Source organism: Nocardia sp. NBC_01388, from assembly GCF_045040085.1.
In the GTDB taxonomy this organism is placed as follows: domain Bacteria; phylum Actinomycetota; class Actinomycetes; order Mycobacteriales; family Mycobacteriaceae; genus Nocardia.
This window is the reverse complement of record NZ_CP109553.1, coordinates 1,376,037-1,395,918: the sequence shown is the minus strand read 5'-3', so window position 1 is coordinate 1,395,918 and position 19,882 is coordinate 1,376,037. Positions and strand designations below refer to the sequence as shown.

General features: G+C 66.7%; 23 protein-coding genes and 1 pseudogene. 8 read left to right on the top strand and 16 right to left on the bottom strand.

Annotation, left to right across the window (positions count from 1 at the left end):
- The first annotated feature begins 21 nt into the window (after nucleotides 1-21).
- Together OG716_RS06460 and OG716_RS06455 are read left to right on the top strand one after the other, a co-directional pair.
- Nucleotides 22-240 carry a hypothetical protein gene (locus tag OG716_RS06460; RefSeq protein WP_405136781.1) on the top strand — a complete coding sequence of 73 codons (219 nt, stop codon included), beginning with the start codon at nucleotides 22-24 and terminating at the stop codon, nucleotides 238-240.
- Nucleotides 241-519: 279 nt separating this feature from the next.
- Nucleotides 520-1,446 (top strand): annotated as a pseudogene (locus OG716_RS06455) (alpha/beta hydrolase).
- Between the two features lie 139 nt (nucleotides 1,447-1,585).
- Here the strand turns inward: OG716_RS06455 and OG716_RS06450 are convergent.
- The 3 genes from OG716_RS06450 to tuf all read right to left on the bottom strand — a co-directional run bounded on the left by OG716_RS06450 (nucleotide 1,586) and on the right by tuf (nucleotide 4,498).
- Nucleotides 1,586-2,392 (bottom strand): MspA family porin, encoded by an 807-nt coding sequence (locus tag OG716_RS06450; RefSeq protein ID WP_405136780.1) that lies wholly within the window; start codon nucleotides 2,390-2,392, stop codon nucleotides 1,586-1,588.
- Nucleotides 2,393-2,406: 14 nt separating this feature from the next.
- A complete protein-coding gene (locus OG716_RS06445; protein ID WP_405136779.1) occupies nucleotides 2,407-2,973 on the bottom strand; it encodes an MspA family porin in 567 nt (188 codons plus the stop codon).
- A 349-nt stretch (nucleotides 2,974-3,322) separates the two neighbouring features.
- Nucleotides 3,323-4,498 carry an elongation factor Tu gene (tuf, locus tag OG716_RS06440; RefSeq protein WP_405136778.1) on the bottom strand — a complete coding sequence of 392 codons (1,176 nt, stop codon included), beginning with the start codon at nucleotides 4,496-4,498 and terminating at the stop codon, nucleotides 3,323-3,325.
- Between the two features lie 412 nt (nucleotides 4,499-4,910).
- Here tuf and OG716_RS06435 point away from each other — a divergent pair, with 412 nt between their 5' ends.
- Together OG716_RS06435 and OG716_RS06430 are read left to right on the top strand one after the other, a co-directional pair.
- Nucleotides 4,911-6,077, top strand: coding sequence for an MlaD family protein (locus tag OG716_RS06435; protein ID WP_405136777.1), 1,167 nt, complete (start codon nucleotides 4,911-4,913; stop codon nucleotides 6,075-6,077).
- 181 nt (nucleotides 6,078-6,258) lie between these two features.
- Nucleotides 6,259-6,762, top strand: coding sequence for a L,D-transpeptidase (locus OG716_RS06430; protein WP_405136776.1), 504 nt, complete (start codon nucleotides 6,259-6,261; stop codon nucleotides 6,760-6,762).
- A 73-nt stretch (nucleotides 6,763-6,835) separates the two neighbouring features.
- Here OG716_RS06430 and OG716_RS06425 read toward each other — a convergent pair whose 3' ends face one another.
- Nucleotides 6,836-7,231, bottom strand: a complete 396-nt coding sequence (locus OG716_RS06425; RefSeq protein WP_405136775.1) for an SgcJ/EcaC family oxidoreductase — start codon at nucleotides 7,229-7,231, stop codon at nucleotides 6,836-6,838.
- An 86-nt stretch (nucleotides 7,232-7,317) separates the two neighbouring features.
- Here OG716_RS06425 and OG716_RS06420 point away from each other — a divergent pair, with 86 nt between their 5' ends.
- A complete protein-coding gene (locus OG716_RS06420) occupies nucleotides 7,318-8,313 on the top strand; it encodes a sigma-70 family RNA polymerase sigma factor (RefSeq protein ID WP_405136774.1) in 996 nt (331 codons plus the stop codon).
- 142 nt (nucleotides 8,314-8,455) lie between these two features.
- Here the strand turns inward: OG716_RS06420 and OG716_RS06415 are convergent, their stop codons facing one another.
- Both OG716_RS06415 and OG716_RS06410 read right to left on the bottom strand, forming a co-directional pair.
- Entirely contained in the window at nucleotides 8,456-9,076 is a 621-nt protein-coding gene (locus tag OG716_RS06415; RefSeq protein ID WP_405136773.1) for a TetR/AcrR family transcriptional regulator, read from the bottom strand.
- 23 nt (nucleotides 9,077-9,099) lie between these two features.
- A complete protein-coding gene (locus OG716_RS06410; protein WP_405136772.1) occupies nucleotides 9,100-9,318 on the bottom strand; it encodes a hypothetical protein in 219 nt (72 codons plus the stop codon).
- Nucleotides 9,319-9,506: 188 nt separating this feature from the next.
- On the opposite strand from OG716_RS06410, the gene OG716_RS06405 reads away from it, so the two are divergent.
- Complete coding sequence (locus tag OG716_RS06405; RefSeq protein ID WP_405136771.1) at nucleotides 9,507-10,427, top strand: PucR family transcriptional regulator; 921 nt, start codon at nucleotides 9,507-9,509, stop codon at nucleotides 10,425-10,427.
- Nucleotides 10,428-10,435: 8 nt separating this feature from the next.
- Here the strand turns inward: OG716_RS06405 and OG716_RS06400 are convergent, their stop codons facing one another.
- From OG716_RS06400 to OG716_RS06365, 8 genes are all read right to left on the bottom strand, one after another.
- Nucleotides 10,436-11,734, bottom strand: coding sequence for a lipase family protein (locus tag OG716_RS06400; RefSeq protein WP_405136770.1), 1,299 nt, complete (start codon nucleotides 11,732-11,734; stop codon nucleotides 10,436-10,438).
- Nucleotides 11,721-12,752 carry an esterase/lipase family protein gene (locus OG716_RS06395; RefSeq protein ID WP_405136769.1) on the bottom strand — a complete coding sequence of 344 codons (1,032 nt, stop codon included), beginning with the start codon at nucleotides 12,750-12,752 and terminating at the stop codon, nucleotides 11,721-11,723. Before OG716_RS06395 ends, OG716_RS06400 begins: the two co-directional genes overlap by 14 nt.
- Before the next feature lie 126 nt (nucleotides 12,753-12,878).
- Nucleotides 12,879-13,124: a translation initiation factor IF-1 gene (gene infA, locus OG716_RS06390; protein ID WP_355126795.1), complete on the bottom strand. Its 246-nt coding sequence runs from the start codon at nucleotides 13,122-13,124 to the stop codon at nucleotides 12,879-12,881.
- A gap of 183 nt (nucleotides 13,125-13,307) precedes the next feature.
- Entirely contained in the window at nucleotides 13,308-13,961 is a 654-nt protein-coding gene (locus OG716_RS06385; RefSeq protein WP_405136768.1) for a TetR/AcrR family transcriptional regulator, read from the bottom strand.
- Between the two features lie 40 nt (nucleotides 13,962-14,001).
- A complete protein-coding gene (locus tag OG716_RS06380; protein ID WP_405136767.1) occupies nucleotides 14,002-15,129 on the bottom strand; it encodes an AAA family ATPase in 1,128 nt (375 codons plus the stop codon).
- Nucleotides 15,130-15,344: 215 nt separating this feature from the next.
- Nucleotides 15,345-15,671: a CopG family transcriptional regulator gene (locus tag OG716_RS06375; RefSeq protein ID WP_355126785.1), complete on the bottom strand. Its 327-nt coding sequence runs from the start codon at nucleotides 15,669-15,671 to the stop codon at nucleotides 15,345-15,347.
- On the bottom strand, nucleotides 15,668-15,967 hold the full coding sequence (locus tag OG716_RS06370; protein ID WP_405136766.1) for a hypothetical protein: 300 nt from the start codon (nucleotides 15,965-15,967) through the stop codon (nucleotides 15,668-15,670). Before OG716_RS06370 ends, OG716_RS06375 begins: the two co-directional genes overlap by 4 nt.
- A gap of 47 nt (nucleotides 15,968-16,014) precedes the next feature.
- A complete protein-coding gene (locus tag OG716_RS06365) occupies nucleotides 16,015-16,743 on the bottom strand; it encodes a 2OG-Fe(II) oxygenase (protein ID WP_405136765.1) in 729 nt (242 codons plus the stop codon).
- A gap of 146 nt (nucleotides 16,744-16,889) precedes the next feature.
- On the opposite strand from OG716_RS06365, the gene OG716_RS06360 reads away from it, so the two are divergent.
- Both OG716_RS06360 and OG716_RS06355 read left to right on the top strand, forming a co-directional pair.
- On the top strand, nucleotides 16,890-17,342 hold the full coding sequence (locus OG716_RS06360) for a MarR family winged helix-turn-helix transcriptional regulator (RefSeq protein WP_405136764.1): 453 nt from the start codon (nucleotides 16,890-16,892) through the stop codon (nucleotides 17,340-17,342).
- 35 nt (nucleotides 17,343-17,377) lie between these two features.
- Nucleotides 17,378-17,974, top strand: coding sequence for a hydrolase (locus OG716_RS06355; protein ID WP_405136763.1), 597 nt, complete (start codon nucleotides 17,378-17,380; stop codon nucleotides 17,972-17,974).
- A 77-nt stretch (nucleotides 17,975-18,051) separates the two neighbouring features.
- Here OG716_RS06355 and OG716_RS06350 read toward each other — a convergent pair whose 3' ends face one another.
- Together OG716_RS06350 and OG716_RS06345 are read right to left on the bottom strand one after the other, a co-directional pair.
- Entirely contained in the window at nucleotides 18,052-18,420 is a 369-nt protein-coding gene (locus OG716_RS06350; RefSeq protein ID WP_327140289.1) for a P-II family nitrogen regulator, read from the bottom strand.
- Entirely contained in the window at nucleotides 18,420-19,826 is a 1,407-nt protein-coding gene (locus tag OG716_RS06345; protein ID WP_405136762.1) for an ammonium transporter, read from the bottom strand. The genes OG716_RS06350 and OG716_RS06345 overlap by 1 nt, the downstream gene beginning before the upstream one ends.
- Nucleotides 19,827-19,882: the final 56 nt, after the last annotated feature.

Genomic DNA, 19,882 nt, shown 5'->3' with positions numbered 1-19,882 from the left:
CCTGCAACCCTAGGAACGGACATGTTCGAGCCGCTGAAGGTAGGCACCTGGGCGATGGTCGACGGCCGTTGCCCGATGCGCAGCATCGTCAACGACAATGATGACGTCACGCTCGTATTCGGCACGGGGAGCGATGAATTCGAGTTCGCGCTCGACGCGGCTGCCCTACAGAAGCTGCTCGCGCTGGGAACGCGGGCACTGGCGGAAATGAACACTCGTTCCGACCCTGCCGGACGCTGACCCAGGCATCGCCGTCACCTACCTTCCGGCTCGGATTTTCAGGATGGTCGACGTCGCCGAGAAACGATCGTCCGGGTGGGGCTGGCCGAAAGTGCGCACTGCGCCGAGGGAGACAAGGCACGGAACGTACTGGCAGCGACTTTTCCTGAGCAACAGCGAGATTCGGGGACCATCGGCTATTTTGAGAGAGGCACGGTGGGAGGTGAACAGGTGGATACAACTGTACTGACCGGAAAGCGGTGGGTGGTTTTTCGCTGGTTGCGCAAGGCCGTCACCGTCATGACGACGGCGGTGCTGGTTTCCTCGATCGGGGCGGTGGTGGCCGCCGCGGCGCCGGCCCACGCACCGATCATGCGGTCACCGGCGGGCGGGATGCAGGATCTCTGGGTGCCGTCGAGTATGGGGCCGATCAAGGTGCAGGTGCAGTGGGCGGCTCGCGGCGGCAGTGCCGCGCTCTATCTGCTGGACGGTCTGCGGGCGCCGAACGATCACAGTCAGTGAACCTCCGATACCGACGCGCTGCGCCAATTCGCCGGTGACAATGTCACTTTGGTGTTCCCGGTCGGCGGCCACTCCAGCTTCTATACCGATTGGTACCGGCCGAGCAGCACCAATCATCAAGCGACAACGTACAAGTGGGAGACCTTCCTGACCAAGGAACTACCGGCCTTCCTCGCGAAGTACGGGGTGTCGCGCACCAACGACGCCATTGCCGGGGCCTCCATGGGCGGCAATGCGGCGCTGATACTCGCCGCCCACCATCGCAATCAGTTCCGGTTCGCCGGATCTTTCTCGGGATTCCTGCATCCGACATTCCCGCTCTGGAGCGAAGCGATGCGCGCGGCCATGCGGGACGAGGGCAATTTCGATGTCGACGATATGTGGGGCCCGGCCGGGGATGCGGCCTGGACCCGCAATGACGCGACCGATCAGGCCGAATCGCTGCGCGGGCTGCCGATGTACGTCACGTCGGGCAATGGTGTGCCCGGTCTGCCCGACGTGCCGTACGGAATCGGCAATACCGTGAATGCGATGGGCCTGGAGGCGATGGCGCTGACCGCCACCCGGATTTTCGGAGATCGGCTCGCGGCGTTGCGAATCGGCGCGCGCATCGATATCGGCATGGGCACGCACACCTGGCCCTACTGGCAACAGGCTCTCACCACAGCCCATCCGATGATCCTCGATGCACTCGGCGCGCACTGACGCTCAGGCCGGAGCCTCCAGGTCGGTTTCGATCTCGGCGCGGCGGGCCGAGGTGCTCATCGTCGTACACGATCGCGACGCCGCGGACGTTCCCGCGGCGGCGCGATCGCGGGCCTGACGTACTTCTCGTCCGAGATGGTCAGCCGAGGCTGAAGGGCTGACCCCACAGCGTCTGGGTGACGTCCATGACGTTGTCCTGCACCAGAATCGTTGTGTACGAACGGGCTTCGGCGTATCCGGCGCAGCCGTCCACCGCGATCGTGTGGTTCACGTACTGGGTGATGCCCGAGGTGCCGGTGAAGTTGTAGGTCTGGATCGCCTTGGTGGCGACCTTGCCCGGCTTCAGCGACAGCGTCATATTGGGGTCGGCGTACGGGCTGATTCCGGTGGGTGCGACACCCGCGCCGAGGTCGCCGGTGCCGACGGAGAGCCCGCCGCCACCTCCCCCGCCACCGCCGGAGTAGCCGCCACCTCCGCCGCCACCGCTGTCGCCGCCGCCACCGCCGCTGTTGTCGCCGCCGCCACCGTTGTCCGGGGTGGCCGGTCCAGCATTGCCGCCGCCCTGACCGGGCTTGGGCGCATTGCCCGCGGCATTGCCGCTGCCCTCGGTGGTCACCTTGCTATTGAGATCGACCTGGCAACCCACCAGATAGCCGGTCTCGATATGACCGCCGGTGACGGTGACGCCGGACGGCGGCGTGACGGTCACCGAGGTCACGGCCGACACCATGGCATTGCGCGAGAGCGGACTCGCGGCCATCGATCCCGAGAGTGTGGCCTGCTCACCGCTGCGAGCCACCTGCACGAGCACACCGTCGGGAGCGGTGAACTGCCCCTGACCATCCGGTAGCGCCACCTGGGCATCGGCTCCGGCCGGACCGGCCGCGATCAGGACCGTGGGCAGAAAACCGCACGCCGCGATCGCGATTCCTATCGAATTCCGCATAACGCCTGTCCTACTCACCCGACACTGAACGGATCGCCGTACAGCGTCACTTCGGCCGACCCCTGCTGGTTTTGCACCGTCAACGTGCTGAACGCGCGCGCCTGCGCATAGCCGGCGCAGCCCGAAATCTGGATGCCGCGACCGGAATACGCGATGCCGACGGCGTTCGCCGCGGGATCGAGCTGTTTGGTATCGAGCTTCACCACCGATACCCCACCCGGAACCAGATTGATGCTCGGTGAGAGCTCTGGCGTGACGGAACTCGGTGAGACCCAGACGTCTCCGCCGAGCGAGAGCCCCCCGCTCAGATCGACCTGACAACCGACCAGATAGCCGGTCACCAGTGCGCCCTTGGTCGCGTTGTCCACCTTGGCGAAGACGACTCCGGTCACGCTCGCGGTGCGCGAGGTGCCATTGGCGGCCAGGGAGGGAGCGATGACCGCCTGTTCATTCGTCCGGGTCAGATCCACCTGCACGCCCGTAGCGGTCGTGAGCGCCTCTCGGCCGTCCGGCAGCGGCAATGTCGTATCCGCATGTGCCGCGGCGGATCCGAGAAGCAGCGCGGTCAGACCGACACCCACCCCAGCGATCCGTCCGCTTGTCCTCGAAACCAAACCTCCGCCGACCCTTCACATCTCATACAGCATTCGAGGACCGAGGATATGGGCGGGCGCTGAGCTGCGCACATGAACATTCGACGCGGGCGAAGCGGCCACCCAGCTGCGGGAAATCGCGAGGAACCGCCGGTCGGAGGGTTTCGATCCTCGATATCGCAGCAAATATTTCGATCAAATGTCCGAAATGTGCATTCTGTGAACAAACTTGGAGTGTGCTGAGCGGAGGCATGACAAAACGCACCGCCCGGATGCGCGGAGGCGGTGGTGGACGGGAGTCTAGGCCCCGGGCACGCGCCCGGGGCCTAGAAACGCACTATTCGTGCACGGCCAGCACCGTGCCCGCCGCAACCGTCCGGCTACCCTCACGAATCGCGAAGCCGAGCCCCGGCTCGAGCGGGACCGGACGACCCAGGGTCACCGCCATCTCGACGGTCTCCCCCGGCTGCGCCCGGCCGCCGGCCAGCACCACATCACCGACCACATCGCCGGTGCGCAGATAGAACTGCGGCCGGTATCCGGTCACGATGGACGTGCGCCGCCCGCCCTGCGCCGCGGTGAGCAGATGCACACGCGCGGTGAACTCGGTGTGCACCGCGATGCTGCCGACCGCCGCGACCACCTGTCCGCGGGTGACCTGCCCGCGCTGCACGCCGCGCAGCAGCAGCGCCACATTGTCGCCCGCCTCGGCCGATTCCATGGTGCGGCCGAAGGTTTCGACACCGGTGACCACCGATTCGAGGCTGTCCCCGTACCCGAGCACCGCCACCCGGTCGCCCATGCGGACGCGGCCGCGCTCGATGGCTCCGGTCACGACGGTGCCGCGACCGGTAATGGTGAGCACGTTCTCCACCGGCATGAGGAACGGCGCGCCGGTGTAGCGGACGGGCATCGGTATGTACTCGTCCACCGCATCGAGCAGTCGCAGCAGCGCCTGCGACCACTGCGCGTCACCCTCGAGCGCACGCAGCCCGGAGACCGGGACCACGGGCAGCCCGGAGCCGTCGTACCCGTTGGCGGACAACAGCTCTCGCACCTCGAGCTCGACCAGCTCCAGCAACTCGCCGTCCCCGGCATCGGCCTTGTTGAGGGCGACCACAATGTGCTCGACCCCGACCTGCCGGGCCAGCAGTACATGCTCGGCCGTCTGCGGCATGACGCCGTCCAGCGCCGACACCACCAGAATCGCCCCGTCCAGCTGGGCGGCCCCGGTGATCATGTTCTTCACGAAGTCGGCGTGCCCCGGCATATCCACGTGCGCGTAATGCCTTGTGGCCGTTTCGTATTCGACGTGCGAGATATTGATGGTGATGCCGCGCGCGATCTCCTCCGGGGCGCGGTCGATGCGATCGAACGGTACGAACGCGCCACCGCCCCGCTCGGCGAGCACCTTGGTGATGGCGGCGGTCAGCGTGGTCTTGCCGTGATCGACGTGCCCCATGGTGCCGATGTTCAGATGCGGCTTGGTGCGAATGTAGGGCTGCTTGGCCATGATGATTTCTCCGTCTTGCGGCTGCGGCCATGACTGCGGCCATGACACAGCGTGATTCGAGGGACCTCAGCGGCGAGCGACCTTCCCCGCCTGAGGTCCCGGGACATCCCGGAGAAGGTCAGCTTCGTGCGCCGTCGAATGCGGAGACCACGAGTGCAGCGGCCATCGCACCCGCGAATGCGGGTGTGGCGACGATGAGCTGCGTGAACATGCGGACCACAGTGCCCCACGACTAGCGGAGCGCGCCAGTCATTTTCAATCTCCGCCGGGTCGCACGTCGTGCCGGGCCGATCTGCGACGGCACCGTCGCTAGTATTGCCGCAGTTTCGCCAAGAGTTTGCTGGGCCGCTCTTAGTGTGCGGCACAAGTGCACCGAACCGAATTGTCCGTGATCGGCGATGAAGGCGGGCCCGTGGGCATTCTGCACAACCACAAGACACTGGTGTCGAATGTCGCCCTGGTGTCGATGATGCTGGCCGGGGCGAGCTACCTGGCCTTCGATATCGCGCGGGTGCGGCCCGGTGGGTCGTATGCGGTGACCGTGCAATTGGATCGGTCGGGCGGCGTCCAACCCGGCAATGACGTGACCTGGCGGGGGTATCGGGTCGGCAAGGTCCGGTCGGTCTCGATCACCGACGGTGGCGCACAGGTTGCCGCGGTCGCGGAAATCGAAGACCGGTACCGGATTCCGGCCGACACCGATATCAAGGTGGCGGCGCTGTCGGGCGCCGGCGAGCAATACATCGACTTCCAGCCGCACTCCGAGGGCGCGCCGTTTCTGAAGGACGGCATGGTCATCCACTTCGATCCGAAGCGGATGACGACGCCGACCCCGATCTCGCAGACGCTGATCGATACCAGCGGCCTGCTGGCCCAGATCGATCCGGACAAGTACCGCACCATCCTCACCGAACTCGACACCGCGCTCAGCGGCGGGCCCGATCAGCTCCGGCATCTCATCGACGGCATCAGCCTGGCCACCGCGGGTCTGGACCGGCTGCTGCCGCAGACCGAGAACCTCATCGAGAATCTGCGCCTGATCGCGGGCACGACCGCGCACGCACAGCCCGATCTGGGCACGCTGACCCGCAATTCGCAGCTGCTGTTCGATCAGGCCACTGCAGCCAATGCCGAATTGCGGCAGCTGCTCGAACGGGCGCCGGGCCAGCTCGCCGTCGCCTCGGCAACACTGGATCGCGATGCGGACCCGATCCAGAGCCTCACCACCACCCTGGCGGCGATCGTGAATGCCGCGATGCTGCGGATTCCGGCCATCCACGCACTGTTCCCGGCATTGGTGGTCGGAACCTCGGCTATGGGTGCGCCCGCACACGACAACGAGTTCTATACGGTCGTCGATATCTGGCCGCGGCCGTGGTGCCGGTACTCGGCGAAGGACACCGCGCCCTACGTGGTGCAGGACGGCACTCTCGCCCGTTGGGCCTACTGCACCAATCCCCCGCCCGGACTGCAGATTCGCGGGTCCGGCAATGCCCCGCGACCGGACATTCCGAACAATGGCGCCGAAATGCCCACCTGGGCCGATCCCAACGACCGCACCCTGCCGCCGGTTCGGTGATTCGCACGCGTGTCGGCGCGCCCGTCGCGAGTTGTCCCGCAAATCTCACCGTGCAACCTTCAGAATGATCACTTGGTACCTCCCGAGGGGGTCCCATGCTGTGCCAACGTGATGTCCCCTCGCCCTGGCAGCCGCGTCGACAGGGTGGCGGGCAAGGCTAGAGAGGTCAGATGTCTCGATGATGAGCAAGCGTTCCCTCGGCTTGGCAGCGCGTTCAGTTGTCTTCGTGGGTGTCGCGGCTGCCGGATTGACGGCCGCACCCGCACAGGCCGATCCACTGTGGCCGGGCGGTCCGGATGTACCGGGCGTGCCCGCGATCATTCCGTCACTTCCTGCGGTCGCGCCGTGCTCGGCGCAGGCTCGCGCCTGCCTGCGCCTCGGCACCAATGAGGCGTGGCTGATGGACAATGGGAAGGTCACCTTCGGCCCGACCCCGATCTCCCACGGTATGCCGGGCTTCGAAACCCCACCGGGTGTGTTCAAGGTGGCGTTCAAGGAGCCGTTCCACTGGAGCACCATGCACCAGGCGCCGATGGAGTACGCGATTTTCTTCAATGGAGACATCGCATTCCACATCGGGCCGACGGATAAGAAGTCGCACGGTTGTATTCGTATGACGCCCGACGGCGCCAAGCAGTTCTTCAGTTACCTCAACCCCGGTGACGTGGTCGAGGTTGTGCCGTAGGTCGTCGGATCTGTATCGATCTGTTTCCGATCAGCCCCCTCCCCGCAGTGCGGGGAGGGGGCTGATTCGACACTCAGGCCGCGCAGCTGTGGAATGCGTGCACCAGCCACTGCCCGGACGGCCGGGCGATCACCCAGGTGCCGAGCACCGGCGGTTCGGTCTCGGACTTCCCGGGCAGCTGTACCGCGCTGCGGCCCACCACGATTGCGGTATCCGGATTCAGGAACCGCACGGTCGAGGGCTCGTCCACCACCCGCGAACCCTGCCACGGCCCGGCGAAAGCGGCGGCGAAGCGGGCCCGGACTGCCTCGCGGCCCGCACCCGGCCAGCCCGGCGTCACCGAGCTGGCATCGGCATCGAAATTGGCGGCCAGCGCATCGGCGTCATTGTTCGCCCAGGCGCCGTAGACGCCATCGATCACGGCGAGTACGGCGGCCCGCTCATCGGTTTGCACTGCGATGTCGTTCATGGTGATCCTCCTCGAATTCGCGCCGCCGATTCAGCGGCTCGTGAGTACCTACCGGCGCGGGCGCACAAACTCATCGGTGCTCGTGGATGTCCGCACGGGTGCTCGTGGATGTCACCGCCGTCGCGTACAACAGGGAGGTGGCCGAGGAATTCACCACCCGCACCGATCCCTATCGCCGAGAGTTGCTGGCGCACTGCTACCGCATGCTCGGCTCGGTGCACGATGCCGAGGATCTGGTGCAGGAGACGCTGCTGCGCGCCTGGCGCGCCCGCGACAGCTATGACGAGAGCCGGGCCTCGCTGCGCACCTGGCTGCACCGGATCGCCACGAACGCCTGCCTGACCGCCCTGGAGCAGCGCACCAGGCGGCCGCTTCCGGCCGGGTTGGGCGGACCGCCCGGTGACGACCCCCGCGAGGCGCTGGTGCACGGCGGCGAAGTGCCGTGGCTGCAACCGATTCCGGATGCAATGATCGGCGATCCGGCAGAAGTCGCTGCGGCACAGGGCAGTCTGCGCCTGGCCCTGGTCGCGGCGATGCAGCACCTACCCGCTCGCCAGCGCGCGGTGTTCGTGCTGCGCGAGGCGCTCGACTGGCCCGCCGCACAGATCGCCGAAGCGCTCGAGATGACGCCCGCGGGGGTGAACAGCGCCCTGCAGCGCGCCCGAAAGACGCTGTCCGACAGCGGTATTCACGAGGACGGCATTACCGAGCCCACCGACCGCAAGGCCGTGATCGACCGATATGTGAACGCCTTCCGGAACGCGGATCTGTCCGCGATCGAAAAACTCCTCACCGACGACGTCATCCTGGAAATGCCGCCCTACCTCAATTGGTACCGGGGCCCCGCCGACTACACCGCCTTCCTGGCCCGCGCCTTCGCACTGCGCGGCACGGACTGGCTCCTGCTGCCCGCCGCCGCGAACGGCCAACCCGCCGTCACCGCCTACGTCCGAGACTCCGCAGGCGAGTACGTCCTGCACACCCTGCAGATCTTCACCCTGGCCGGCGATCGCATCGCCCGCACCACCGTCTACCAGGACCCCGAAATATTCGCGCTCTTCCAACTCGCCCCGACCTGCTGATCAGACGGGCGTTCAGCGAGCCAATGCCGTGGTGCCACTACACAACCCGCCCGCTGCAATGGCCCGCCAGCCGCAGCTGAACCCTGACCGGGGGGCGGCACAGCAACTCTGTGCCACGCGGCGCAGGGGTTTCGGTTTGCCGCTACCGCGACCCGAGGACGCCGTCGACTGTGCGGTGGATCTTCTCGACGGCGGTGGTATCACCCAGGCGCAGGGCGGTATTCGCGGAGCGGAGGATGGCGTCGAGTTGGAAGGCTACGAGATCGGCATCCAGGTCTGCGATCTCACCGGCGACGATGGCCTGGCGTAGTTCGTGGGAGAGGGCGTAGATCCATTCCTGCTGGTAGCTCGCGAGCGCGTCCTGCACCGGGCCCGGGCGGCTGTCGAACTCGCTGAGGTTGGCGGCCTGGAAGCAGCCGCCGGCGAACAGCGGGGTTTCGGCGTAGTCGATCCAGCGGGCGATCAGTTCCCGAAGGCGTTGTGCGCCATGGGGTTTTGATTGGGCAGGGCGGACGACCGCGTCGATGAACATGCGGCGTGCATGATCGACGGTGGCCAGCTGCAGCGTTTCCTTGGTACGGAAGAGGGTTTGGATGCCGGCCTTGCTGAGCCCGACATCCATGGCCAATCGGCCGAAGCTGAGGCTTTCCAGATTCTCCAGGGAGGCGATGTCCACGGCGCGGCCGAGGACGATCTGCCGGGTCCGAGCGCCGCGGAGCAGGCGTTTGTCGGTGATCTCGGAGGCGGACGCGGAATTGTCCATACGGTCGATCGTACTCCGGCAGGCTAGGCCGACCCGAGAACGTAGGCCAGCTGTCGCACCAGCAAGGTGGTGATGACCGCCTGTCCGGAGGTCAAGAAGTGAATCCGGTCCGCGCTGAGCAGGTTCGGGCGGTCGTTGAACGGGTGGTCCGCACAGTCGGCGATGACACCGCCGTACTCCGACGCCAGCGTGCGGGTGATCTCGTTGAGCGCCCGCAACCGGTCCGGCCAATCCGGGAACACCGGGCCGAGGGCGACAGGCAGTAGGGAGCCGAATCCTCGGTGAGTGGTTGCGCCATCACTGTCATGAATTAAGCATACGGTCGTACGTATCCACGCTACAAGACGGTATCAATTGCCCCGCGAGGTGACCGGCATTACAGTTACGCTCCAGTAGGAACTCCAGCGTTCCCTGAAATACGGAGTCGCACTTGCCAACACCCACCGCCGCTGTGCCGACCACCGCAGCCCCCGCGACCGTCGTCACCCGGACCTGCCTCGAACTCACCGCCGATGTCCTCGAACGACTGCTGGAGGTGCTCGCGGCCGTCGACTCCGCGGTGCTGGCCGAACACCACACCGCCGTACACGCGGTCACGTCCGCACTGCTGGGCGGGCAGCCTGCCACGGCCCGGACGCGGTCGTCGGGCATCGAGATCGAGGAATCGTATTTCGTGCTGGCCCTGCGCATTCCGCCACGGCCGCGCAGTGCCGCACCGGCCATCGATGCGGCGGTGCTGGCGCAGCGCACACTGCGCCGCCTGCAATCGGCGCTGGCCGCGCGCAGTGCGGGACGGGCGCTGCCGATGCTGAGCATCGAGGGCGGCACCGTGCTGCTGCCCGAATCCTGCACCGACCCCGCGACTCTCGACGATCTCGTCGCAGGACTGTCCGCCACCACGCGGGCGCCCCTCACCGCGACCGTCATGCACGCTGCGACACAGGCGATTCCGGCGGCGGCTGATCAGGCGCACGAACTGCTGGATATGGTGCACCGCCTGCAGTGCGAACCGGGCCTGTACCGCTTCGACGATCTGGCCATGGAATATCAGCTGACCCGGCCGGGGCCGGGCCGCGAATACCTCGGGGCGCTATTGGATCCGCTCGACGAGTATCCGGAGCTGCTGGAGACCCTGCGCCAGCATCTGGGCAACGATCTGAACCGCCGCCGCACCGCGCGCGGGCTCGGCGTGCACACCAATACCATCGACTACCGGCTCAAGCGCATCGGTCAGCTCACCGGTTTCGATCCCGCCCAATCGGCGGGGCTGTGGTACCTGCGCTCCGCGCTGGTGGCCCGCACCTATCGAAATGCGGAGCAGCACAGGTACGTCGAGCACACGCTCACCTAGCGACTACGTCATACCGCGATCCGGCGCCGCACTTCGCGGCTGCCGGCACGTCCCGGTACCGGACGGCCGCACAGCATTCGCAGCACCAGCGCCAGGAACGGCACATGCTGCGACCGCGACCGCTGCGACAGCGCCACCGACCACACCGTCTCGCTCCCCGGCAGACCCAGCGGCTGATCGTCGAATCGATCGGCGAGCCAGTCGATCATGGTGGGTGCGCCCAGGAACTGCAGCGGCAGATGCATGCTGAGCCGGTCCCGCAGATATCTGACGTGCGCCCCGCGCCACAGATAGCGGCCGACATGCGCATCGATATCGGCCACCGCGATCACCTCGTCATACACCGCCTGCAGGACCAGCATGGGCATGGCGGGAGCCCTTGTGCCGGGCCGGATTTCGTCGAGCACGATGCGCAGCTCGGGATGATCCAGCATGGCCGCGAGCCCCACGCGCGCATGGCGGTCGGCATCGCGCCCGGCGAAGCGGGCCAGCAGCGGGAGGGTGGGAGTGCGCTCGGCGGTATCCAGCAGTGCCAGATACGCCGCCGACAGATGATCGCTCAGCACCTGGCGCAGCTGCGGATACGCCCGTCGCAGTCCGGCGGTGAACACCATGGCGAAGCCCGCGTACGGCGAGGCGTTCAAGCGCACGAAGGCCGCGGCCGGATCGCCGACCGGCGATCCCGCGACCGCGCCGACGATATCGAGTTCGGGCGCGTACTCGGCGGCCAGCTCCGCCGCCCAGGCGGTCGCCAGACCGCCACCGGAGTAGCCCCACAGGCCGATTCGGGTATCGGCGGCCAAACCCAGGGCCGGGAATCGCAGTGCGGCGCGCGCCGCGTCCAAGGCCCGATAGCCCGGTTCGCGGGCCGAGCCGAAATGCCCGCCGAGCCCCTCGTGATCGGGCACCGATACCGCCCAGCCGCGGGTCAGCGCACTGGCGATGAGCGGTAGCTCCAGCTGCGGTATGGATCCGAGCGCGCGAGCGCCGTGCCGTAATGCGTAGGAGGGGAAGCACATCGGCGCGACGGCGTCGATCGCGCACTGGAACGACAGCAGTGGCCGCCGCTCGGCCGGATCGGCGCCCCACGGCAGCAGCACCGTGGTGACCGCCGCTTCCGGGGCGCCGCGCAGATCGGTGGTGCGATACAGCAATTGCCACGCCGTGATCTTCTGCGGCACCAGCCCGAAGAGCCCCAGCCGGACCTGTCGCGAGCGCAGAATCGTGCCCGGTGCGATGCGGCCGAGCGGCACCGGCGAATGGTAGAAGGGGTCGTCGCCCGGAAGTTGCGGCTCAGAGATGTCCATCACCGCCGATCAACCAGGGATTGAAAGCGCATTCGAGGTCCGGATGCGCCGCGGGATCCAAGGCGCGCAGGACAATCGAGGCCGCGCGCGGCGAGTACATGATCGTCAGATGGTCGGACAGATCCTGCGCACAGCCCTGCTGCAACGTGATGTTGTCCACCGTGGCGCCGGGGCCCTGCTGCAGGAAGGTCCACTGGTACGGATTGGACACCTCATCGTGCTCGGTGCCGATGGCGGTGTAGTCGACGCCGGGCACGGTATCGCCGTCGGCATCGAGCTTGGTGTAGAACGGCGAGCCCACCGTCTGTTCGATATTCGACTGCCCGAGGATCGGTTCGTAGAAGCCGAGGATATTCACGCCCATATCCGTGATCCAGCGTCCCAGTGCGGCGATGCCCAGGAGCGAGGTGCCGTGGCTGGTCGCCCCGAGTGAGATCACCTTCCGCACCTTTCCCTGTCCGCCTTCGAATTTCAGGTACTGGCTGGTCACCGGCCCACCCTGGGAGTGCGCCACCACATCGACCGCGGGCGCCCCCGTGGCGGCCAGCACCCGGTCCACGAAACCCGCCACCTGCCGCGCCGAATCCTCCAGCGGCCCTACACCGTAGCGGCCCGGCAGGATCGGCCCGAGCCCACCACCCTCGAGCAGGCCCTCGCGGCCGTAGTTGAAGGCGAAGACGCAGAACCCCGCGCGGGCGATGCGCGGTGACAAAAAGGCGAAACTGTCGTAGGCATTGAGCCAGGTGCCGTGCAGCAGCACCACCGGGCGCGGATGTTCGGCGCTGGGTTTGCAGGTCCAATCGTTCGCGCCGGGCGGGGCGGCATCCGGATGGGTCAATCCGTAGGCGAAGGCCGCCAGCGGCGCGGACAGTTCGGGACCCGCGCCGACGGTGTCCGATGCCGTACTCGGCGACAACGCCTCGGGCGCGGAGTTCGCCACGCCGCTGGACAGCGCCATCCCCATCGCGGTGACTCCGGCACACACGGCACCACCGAGCGCTCGCATTTTCGGCCTCATAGAACCTCTCCCACTACGTCGAATTCGCTTGCGACAGTAGGGGTATGGTGTGACCTGAAACACTTCCCTGTGGCAGATGACAAGGCGGCCCGCTGTCAACGAGCCGCCGATTGTGGTGCGGGACAGCTACGTCCGGTACCGGAAAAGGATCCGCCCGCGGGTGAGATCGTAGGGGCTGAGCTCGACGAGCACCCGGTCCTGGAGTGTGATCTTGATGTAGTTCTTCCGGATCTTCCCGCTGATGTGCGCGAGCACCTGGTGGCCGTTCGGGAGCTCCACCGTAAAAGTGGCATTGCGCAGACATTCGACGACGATGCCGTCGATTTCGATGCCCCCGCCCTTCTTGGCCGAGGTGGAATTAGCAGATTTCATGGTATCGCCTTTCGAGATTGCCTTGTCTCGCAGGCGCTCCCGGCGACAGCTACAGCGTTCGCGCGACCATGACGACGAGGGGGAGCACCCACACGGGTACAACGTTCATGGGTCTCACCTCCTTGCGTGATGTCACGGTGCGCCGGACGTTATCAGCCCGCATCTGGTCCTGGCCAATCATTTTCACGCGGGCGGCCGGGTGATGGCGATGGCGGTGCGGGTGAACAGGGAGGCCAGTTCCGGCAGGTGCGAGGCATCGCGCTCGTTCAGGCAGGACCGCACGCGGTCGTCGATGCCGCCCAGCAGCATATCGATCAATTCCGGATCCGGCTCCGCGGCGAGTTCGCCGTCGCGCACACCGATGCGCACCACGGCCATGATGTATTCGGCGAAACGGCGGTGCACCCGGGCCCGATGCGCCACCAGGCCCGGGCCGGCGGCCATGGTCTCCACATACAGCGCGCGAGCGGCGGCCGGCTTGTCGGCCAGGACCCGCAGGTAGATTTCGAACGAAAGCCGCACGCGGTCGGAGAAACTCACGCCGACCATTCCGGTGACGGTGTCCTGCAATTGGTCCAGGGCCCTGCCCACCGCGAGATCGTAAGCGGCGGCGAAACATTCGTCCTTGCCGCCGAAGACGGCATAGAAGGTCCGGCGCGCCACCTGCGCCCGGCTCACAATGTCGGCGACCGTGGTGGCGCCGTACCCCAGCTCCCCCACCGCCTCCAGCACGGCGGTACACAATCGCTGATACTGCGAGGACTCCACCTGTTCGCGGCTGAGCCCGTGCCGTCCCCGCGGCAGTGGTCCCGCGGCCCCCGCACCCTCCACACTCACCTCGCCCACACTATGGCCTTCCGCCGCCCGCCGATGCCCGCTATCGCTTGGGCCAGTGCCACGGCGGTTCCTCCAGCGGTCGCAACCCGTCCACGACGGTCACGCCGTCCTCCTTGACCAGTTCGATGGTGTGCAGGTCCGGGGCGTGCGCGGCCAGTACGTCGCGCAGTTCCCGCGCATGGGTCACCACGATCACCTGGGTATCCTCGGCGACCTTGGCGATGAGTTCGCCGAGCGGGCCGAGCAATTGCGGGTGCAGGCTGGTCTCCGGCTCGTTCAGCACCAGCAGCTCCGGCGGGCGCGGGGACAGCAGCGCCGCCACCAGCAGCAGATAGCGCAAGGTGCCGTCCGAGAGTTCCGCGGAGCCGAGCGGGCGGTGCAGTCCGGGCTGGTGCAGCAGTAGTTCGAAACGCCCGTCCCGACCGGCAATCTCGATCTCACTGCCCGGAAAGGCATGATCCACCGCCTGATTCAGGGCCTCGGCATCGCCGATCTCCCGAATCGTTTGCAGTGCGGCCGCGCCATCGGCGCCGTCGTGCGCGAGCACCATGGTCCGCGTCCCGATCTGCAATGCGCGGCCGGGTGCGTCCGCATCGGTGCGCAGATGGTCGTAGAAGCGCCAGCCTCTGATGCGTTCGCGCAACACCAGCAAATCCGGCGCATGCTGCGGGTCGGCCAGTTCGGCGAGCATGCTGTCGAATGATTTCAGCGCATGCGGCACCATCTCCCAGCCGCCCTTGTCGGCCCGCAAGCGCACCACCGGCCCGCCGCGTTCGGCCAGCATGGCCGCCGGGCGCAGCACCGGCCCGGCCCACACCGCCTCGGCTTTGATCTCCGGATCCCGGTTGAACATCGAATACATATCCGGCACCGGCACACCCAGGTCCGCCGCATAACCGAAGTCGTCGCCCGCGAACCCGAGACGCAGGGCCAGCGGTTCCCCGCGCACGGTCCGCCCGGGCCCGGCCCAGAGCGTCGAATCGAGCCCGCCCTCGCGTGCCAGCCCGGCAACCGCGCCATTACGCGAGAAATCGGCCAGCAGCCGCAGCACCCGATAGAGACTCGACTTGCCACTGCCATTCGCCCCGGTGACCACATTCAATTGCCCGAGCGGCACCACCAGACGCCGTAGCGACCGATAGTTCTCGACAGCGAGCGTGGTCAACATGCCACCACCCTATTGCCGGCATCAGACACCCTCCAGCAATCAGACCGCCGCAATGAGCCAGGTCACCCCCAGGCGACCCTCGCCAGAGCCGAGCAACGCTCCGCCCGCACCGGTAACCGTTCACAGCCGTGGCTGTGCCGCCTCTGCGACTTCGCCGCATGCGGCCGAAGCGAAGGCAACTGCCCGGTCAGCAACGCGGTTTCGGCCGGCGGCGATTAGGCGGCCGGGCGATGGGCGACGGTGGCCAGTACGCGCAGGGCGTCGGCGAGGTTGACGACCATGCCGGACCCCTCGGCGGCCAGGCCCATCTCCATGTACTGGCGGATGAGTTCGGACTGCGTGATGCCCTTGGCCTCCGCGGTGGCCTTCAATCGCTCGTCGAGGTCGACCGACCACTTGACGGACCGCTTGACCGGGATGCCGTCGGCCGGCTTGTCGGCCGGGCCCGGTAGCCCCACCGGCGCGGGGGCGTTCTGATCGAATTCCATGCCTTCGGCCCACGCCGCGAATTCGGCCGCGGTGCCGGGGATTTCACTGGTCATTGTTCGTCCTCCCATTCCGTGAAGGTCTTCAGCTGCTGCGGGGTCATCTCGGTGATGCCGATGATCTGATGGTCGGTAATGGCCGATGCTTCGTCGTCGTCAGCCGGGAGTCGCCGCGTCCACACGATGACCGCACGCCCGCGGATGCGACCCCAGAACGTGAGGGCGGCGACATCGTGCCCGCCGGCGGGAACAACCTTCCGCCGTCGGCCGTAGATGACGTCGTCGATATCAGCCGGGGACAGTCCCAACTCGGCGGCCATTAGCAGTGCCCGATGCAACCAGTAGTAGCTCATGTCCTGCCCTATGGTACCTCGCGTGAGGTACCACAGGCCATCGCGAATCAGGCGTCGTGGAAGACCAGGCCGAGGGCGTGGCGGTGGCCGGAGCGGACGAGGCTGACGCCGTGGCGCATGGGGGCGGCGGACCAGCCCCGGGCACTGGGGATCGGGCGGTCGCGGGTGGTGAAGACGAGGCCGTGGCCCTGCGGGAGGCGGAGGGCGGAGCCGCGGGATTGGGCGCGGGGGCGCTGTTCGACCATGAGGAATTCGCCGCCTGTGTAGTCGACATCGGGGATGTCGAGTCCGATCACCACCTGGAGCGGAAAGATCATGTCGCCGAACAGGTCCCGGTGCAGGGCGTTCCAGTCCCCCGGGCCGTAGCGCAGCAGGATCTGCGCGGACTTCTGCTGTCCGGCGGCGTGGCACTGCGCGATCCAGTCGTCGAGTCGCTCGGGCCAGGTTCCCGGCTTGCGGAGTCGGGCCGCCCAATCCTGGGCGATGGGAAGCAGTTTCGGGTAGAGCGCGGCGCGCAGGTCCGCGACGATCTCGGGGAGATCGTGAGTGAAATAGCGATACTGACCGGAGCCGAAGCGGTGCCGGGCCATATCGATGGTCGAGCGGAAGCGATCCTGCTGGTCGTAGAGATTCACCAGAGTGCGGCATTCCCCGGCTGTCAGCAGCGGGCCCATCAGCGCGTGGCCGTAGTCGTCCAGGTCGGCGGCGAGCGCGGGCCAATCCTGGGCGGCAATGCGGGCGGCGCGCAGTGGCGGCAAAGGGATGTCCGCCGTCATCGATCGCACTTTCGCGAATTCGTCCTGGCCATTCCCCCACTGTCCCGGAGCCCGGCCCATGGGACCGGCGGAGATCGGACGTGACATTCACGGCAAACTGAACAGGTTAACTTGCAAGTTAAGCTGATGTATTGCAAGCTGGCCCGGTGAGTGAACCCGGCGAACGCAGGTCAGCGCGGGAGCTGGCGGGTGCTGCTGCCGATTTGCGGGTGGCGACCAGCAGAATACTTCGGCATCTGCGCACCGCCCGCGGCGCGATCGATATGACCCCCTCCCAGGCCGTGGCCCTGAGCCGCCTCGGCACCGACGGATCGATGTCGGTGGCCGATCTGGCGCGCGCGGAGAAGGTGCGGCCGCAGTCCATGCGGACCACGCTCGCCGCACTGGAGGAGCGCGGACTGGTGACGCGGTCGGCCCACCCCTCCGATCAGCGTCAGGTCCTGATGTCGCTGACCCCCGCGGGTGTGCGGTTGCTCGAACAGGCCCATGTGGCGAAGGAAGACTGGCTCGCCACCGCCATTGCCACCAAACTCTCTCCGGCCGAACAGGATTCGCTGCTCGCCGCCATTCCACTGCTCGATCGACTGGTCGGGCCATGATCACTGTTTCGTACTCGTAGAAAAGGATTCGCTTCGTGTCTTCGACGATTCTGGAACCACGCACCGCCCTCGTACTGATCGACCTGCAGCAGGGTGTTGTCGGCATGCAGACCGTGCCGCACACCGCCGCCGAGGTGGTGCAGAATTCGGTGGCGCTGGCACGCGCCTTCCGGAAGCGGGATCTGCCGGTTGTGCTTGTGCGCGTGTCCTTCTCGGCCGATCGGGCGGACGCCGCACCGGGCCGGATCACCGATTCGGGCGCTCAGGCCTTCACTCCGCCCGAGGGCTGGGACGTGCTGGTCGACGACCTCGAGATCCAGCCCACCGATATTCAGATCACCAAGCGGCAGTGGGGCGCCTTCTACGGTACCGAGCTGGATCTGCAGCTGCGCCGGCGCGGCATCACCGGGATTGTGCTGACCGGCATTGCCACCAGCATCGGGGTGGAGTCGACCGCTCGGGCCGCGCAGGAGCACGGCTATTCGGTCGTGGTCGTCGAAGACGCCAGCGCCGACCGCGATCTGGCCTCGCACGAGCACGCGGTCGGGAAGATCTTCCCGCGACTGGGTCTGGTGTCGACCACCCAGGATGTGCTCGAAGCATTGGACGCTCAGGTCGGCGCCGACGCCTGACCTATCCTCGATACGACGGTGGGGCCGTACACAGATGTGCACGGCCCCACCATTTTTCGAGTCACAGAATCACAGAATCACAGCCTCCTGGCGTCGATCATCCAGATCTGAATATTGGAGAACTCGTAGTTGGCCCCGATCCGGCTGACCATGCGGACCAGATCGGTGACATCCTCCGTCCTGGCGAGTACTTCGATCCGGAGCCCGGCCGAGACATCGCTCTCGAACCGGCGGCCGCGGTAGCTCTCGACCTTGCTGTCGCGGTCGTCCACGCGATACACCTGGGTGACCACCATTCGCCGCACCCCGAAAGTCGCGAGGGCTCTTTTGATCTCGTCGAACAGGCCGGGCGGCAGCACCAGCGTGATAAGTTTGGCGTCGCTTTCGCCGCCCGGATCCATATCGTGATAGCCGATCGAGCCGCCGAGTTGTAGCGGCGCCGTCATCAGGATTCCCTGCTGGGCAGCTCCGGTTCCGCTTGTCGGACAGGTTGCTTCAGCACCGCCCGCGAGCTCACAAGGGTGTCATCCGGGTAGGCCTCTTCCTCGTGCGCGCCGACGTCGCCGACTTCGAGCACTTCATCGGGTAGTCGCAAGTTCATGAACAGGCTCAGGATCTTCAGGATCGCGAAGGTGATGAAGGCGTCCCACACGATGATGGTCAGCGCCGCACCGGCCTGCCACAGCAGCAGTTTCGGATTGTGGCCGTAGAGCCAGCCGCCGTAGGTGGCATCGGAGACATCCGCGCCATTGCCCAGATAGACCTTCATATGCGGGTCCGCGAGCACGCCGACCAGCAGACCGCCCGCGAGTCCGGCGACACCGTGGGTATGCACCACGCCGAGGGTGTCGTCGACCTTGCGGAACAATCTGGTGCGCCCCAGCTTGTTCCACGACAGCCACACCAGGCTCGAAGCCACCAGGCCGATGACCATGGCGCCGAAGCTGTTGACGAAACCCGCCGCCGGGGTGATGGCGACCAGGCCCGCGATCATGCCGTTGATGGCGCCCAGGAAGTTCGGCCGCCGCGACGGGCCCGCGAACATATCCCAGATGACCCAGGTCAGCAGCGCTACGGCCGTGCACAGGTTGGTGTTGAGCACCGCCAGTGACGCGTCCGCACCCGCGAAATACGGGTCACCGCCATTGAATCCGTTCCAGCCCAGCCACAGGATGCCGGCGCCGGCCGCCGCCATGGGCAGATTGTTCGGGACGGCGCGTTCGCGGTCCCGTGCCAGCCGCGGGCCGATGACCGCCGCCGCCACGAATCCGGTGGTGCCCGCAGCCAAGTGGATGACGTAGCCGCCGGAGTAGTCGATCGCACCCATCTGCGACCACCAGCCGCCGCCCCACAGCAGGAAGGCGTTCACCGAATAGGCCAGCGTCGTCCAGAGCGGTACGAAGATCAACCACACTTTGAAACTAATTCGGCCGATCACGCTGCCCAGGAACAATAGTGGCGTGATACCGGCGAAGACGAACTGGAAGTACGCCAGCGTCGTCTGTGAGAAACGGAATTTCGGCATCAATCCGTCCAATAGCGGAATCACCGCCTGGTTCTGATTATTGGCGCCGAGGATGGTGTGCGGGTGGCCGATTGCGGCCCGCAGTATTCCTGGTCCTATCTTGACGGGTTCGCCGAACCCCATATTGAAGCCCCAGAGCACCCACACGACCAGCACCAGGGAGAACCCGGTGAAGGCCATGAGTATGGTGTTGACGGCCCATTTCCGTTGCACGATACCGCCGTAGAGGATGGCGATACCGGGAATGCTCATGAGTCCGACGAGCGTGGCAGCTACCAACTGCCAGGCATTGTCGCCGGGGTTCAGCCAATCGGGATACGGTGACATGATTCAGCGCTACCTCACCGCGGGAGCGGGCAGGCACCGAACCGCTTCCGGCACTA

Coding starts and splice junctions, on each gene's coding strand:
- OG716_RS06460 (WP_405136781.1), top strand. CDS start 22: ATGTTCGAGCCGCTGAAGGTAGGCACCTGGGCGATGGTCGACGGCCGT.
- OG716_RS06450 (WP_405136780.1), bottom strand. CDS start 2,392: ATGCGGAATTCGATAGGAATCGCGATCGCGGCGTGCGGTTTTCTGCCC.
- tuf (WP_405136778.1), bottom strand. CDS start 4,498: ATGGCCAAGCAGCCCTACATTCGCACCAAGCCGCATCTGAACATCGGC.
- OG716_RS06430 (WP_405136776.1), top strand. CDS start 6,259: ATGAGCAAGCGTTCCCTCGGCTTGGCAGCGCGTTCAGTTGTCTTCGTG.
- OG716_RS06425 (WP_405136775.1), bottom strand. CDS start 7,231: ATGAACGACATCGCAGTGCAAACCGATGAGCGGGCCGCCGTACTCGCC.
- OG716_RS06420 (WP_405136774.1), top strand. CDS start 7,318: ATGTCCGCACGGGTGCTCGTGGATGTCACCGCCGTCGCGTACAACAGG.
- OG716_RS06415 (WP_405136773.1), bottom strand. CDS start 9,076: ATGGACAATTCCGCGTCCGCCTCCGAGATCACCGACAAACGCCTGCTC.
- OG716_RS06400 (WP_405136770.1), bottom strand. CDS start 11,734: ATGGACATCTCTGAGCCGCAACTTCCGGGCGACGACCCCTTCTACCAT.
- OG716_RS06395 (WP_405136769.1), bottom strand. CDS start 12,752: ATGAGGCCGAAAATGCGAGCGCTCGGTGGTGCCGTGTGTGCCGGAGTC.
- infA (WP_355126795.1), bottom strand. CDS start 13,124: ATGAAATCTGCTAATTCCACCTCGGCCAAGAAGGGCGGGGGCATCGAA.
- OG716_RS06380 (WP_405136767.1), bottom strand. CDS start 15,129: ATGTTGACCACGCTCGCTGTCGAGAACTATCGGTCGCTACGGCGTCTG.
- OG716_RS06375 (WP_355126785.1), bottom strand. CDS start 15,671: ATGACCAGTGAAATCCCCGGCACCGCGGCCGAATTCGCGGCGTGGGCC.
- OG716_RS06370 (WP_405136766.1), bottom strand. CDS start 15,967: ATGAGCTACTACTGGTTGCATCGGGCACTGCTAATGGCCGCCGAGTTG.
- OG716_RS06365 (WP_405136765.1), bottom strand. CDS start 16,743: ATGACGGCGGACATCCCTTTGCCGCCACTGCGCGCCGCCCGCATTGCC.
- OG716_RS06350 (WP_327140289.1), bottom strand. CDS start 18,420: ATGACGGCGCCGCTACAACTCGGCGGCTCGATCGGCTATCACGATATG.
- OG716_RS06345 (WP_405136762.1), bottom strand. CDS start 19,826: ATGTCACCGTATCCCGATTGGCTGAACCCCGGCGACAATGCCTGGCAG.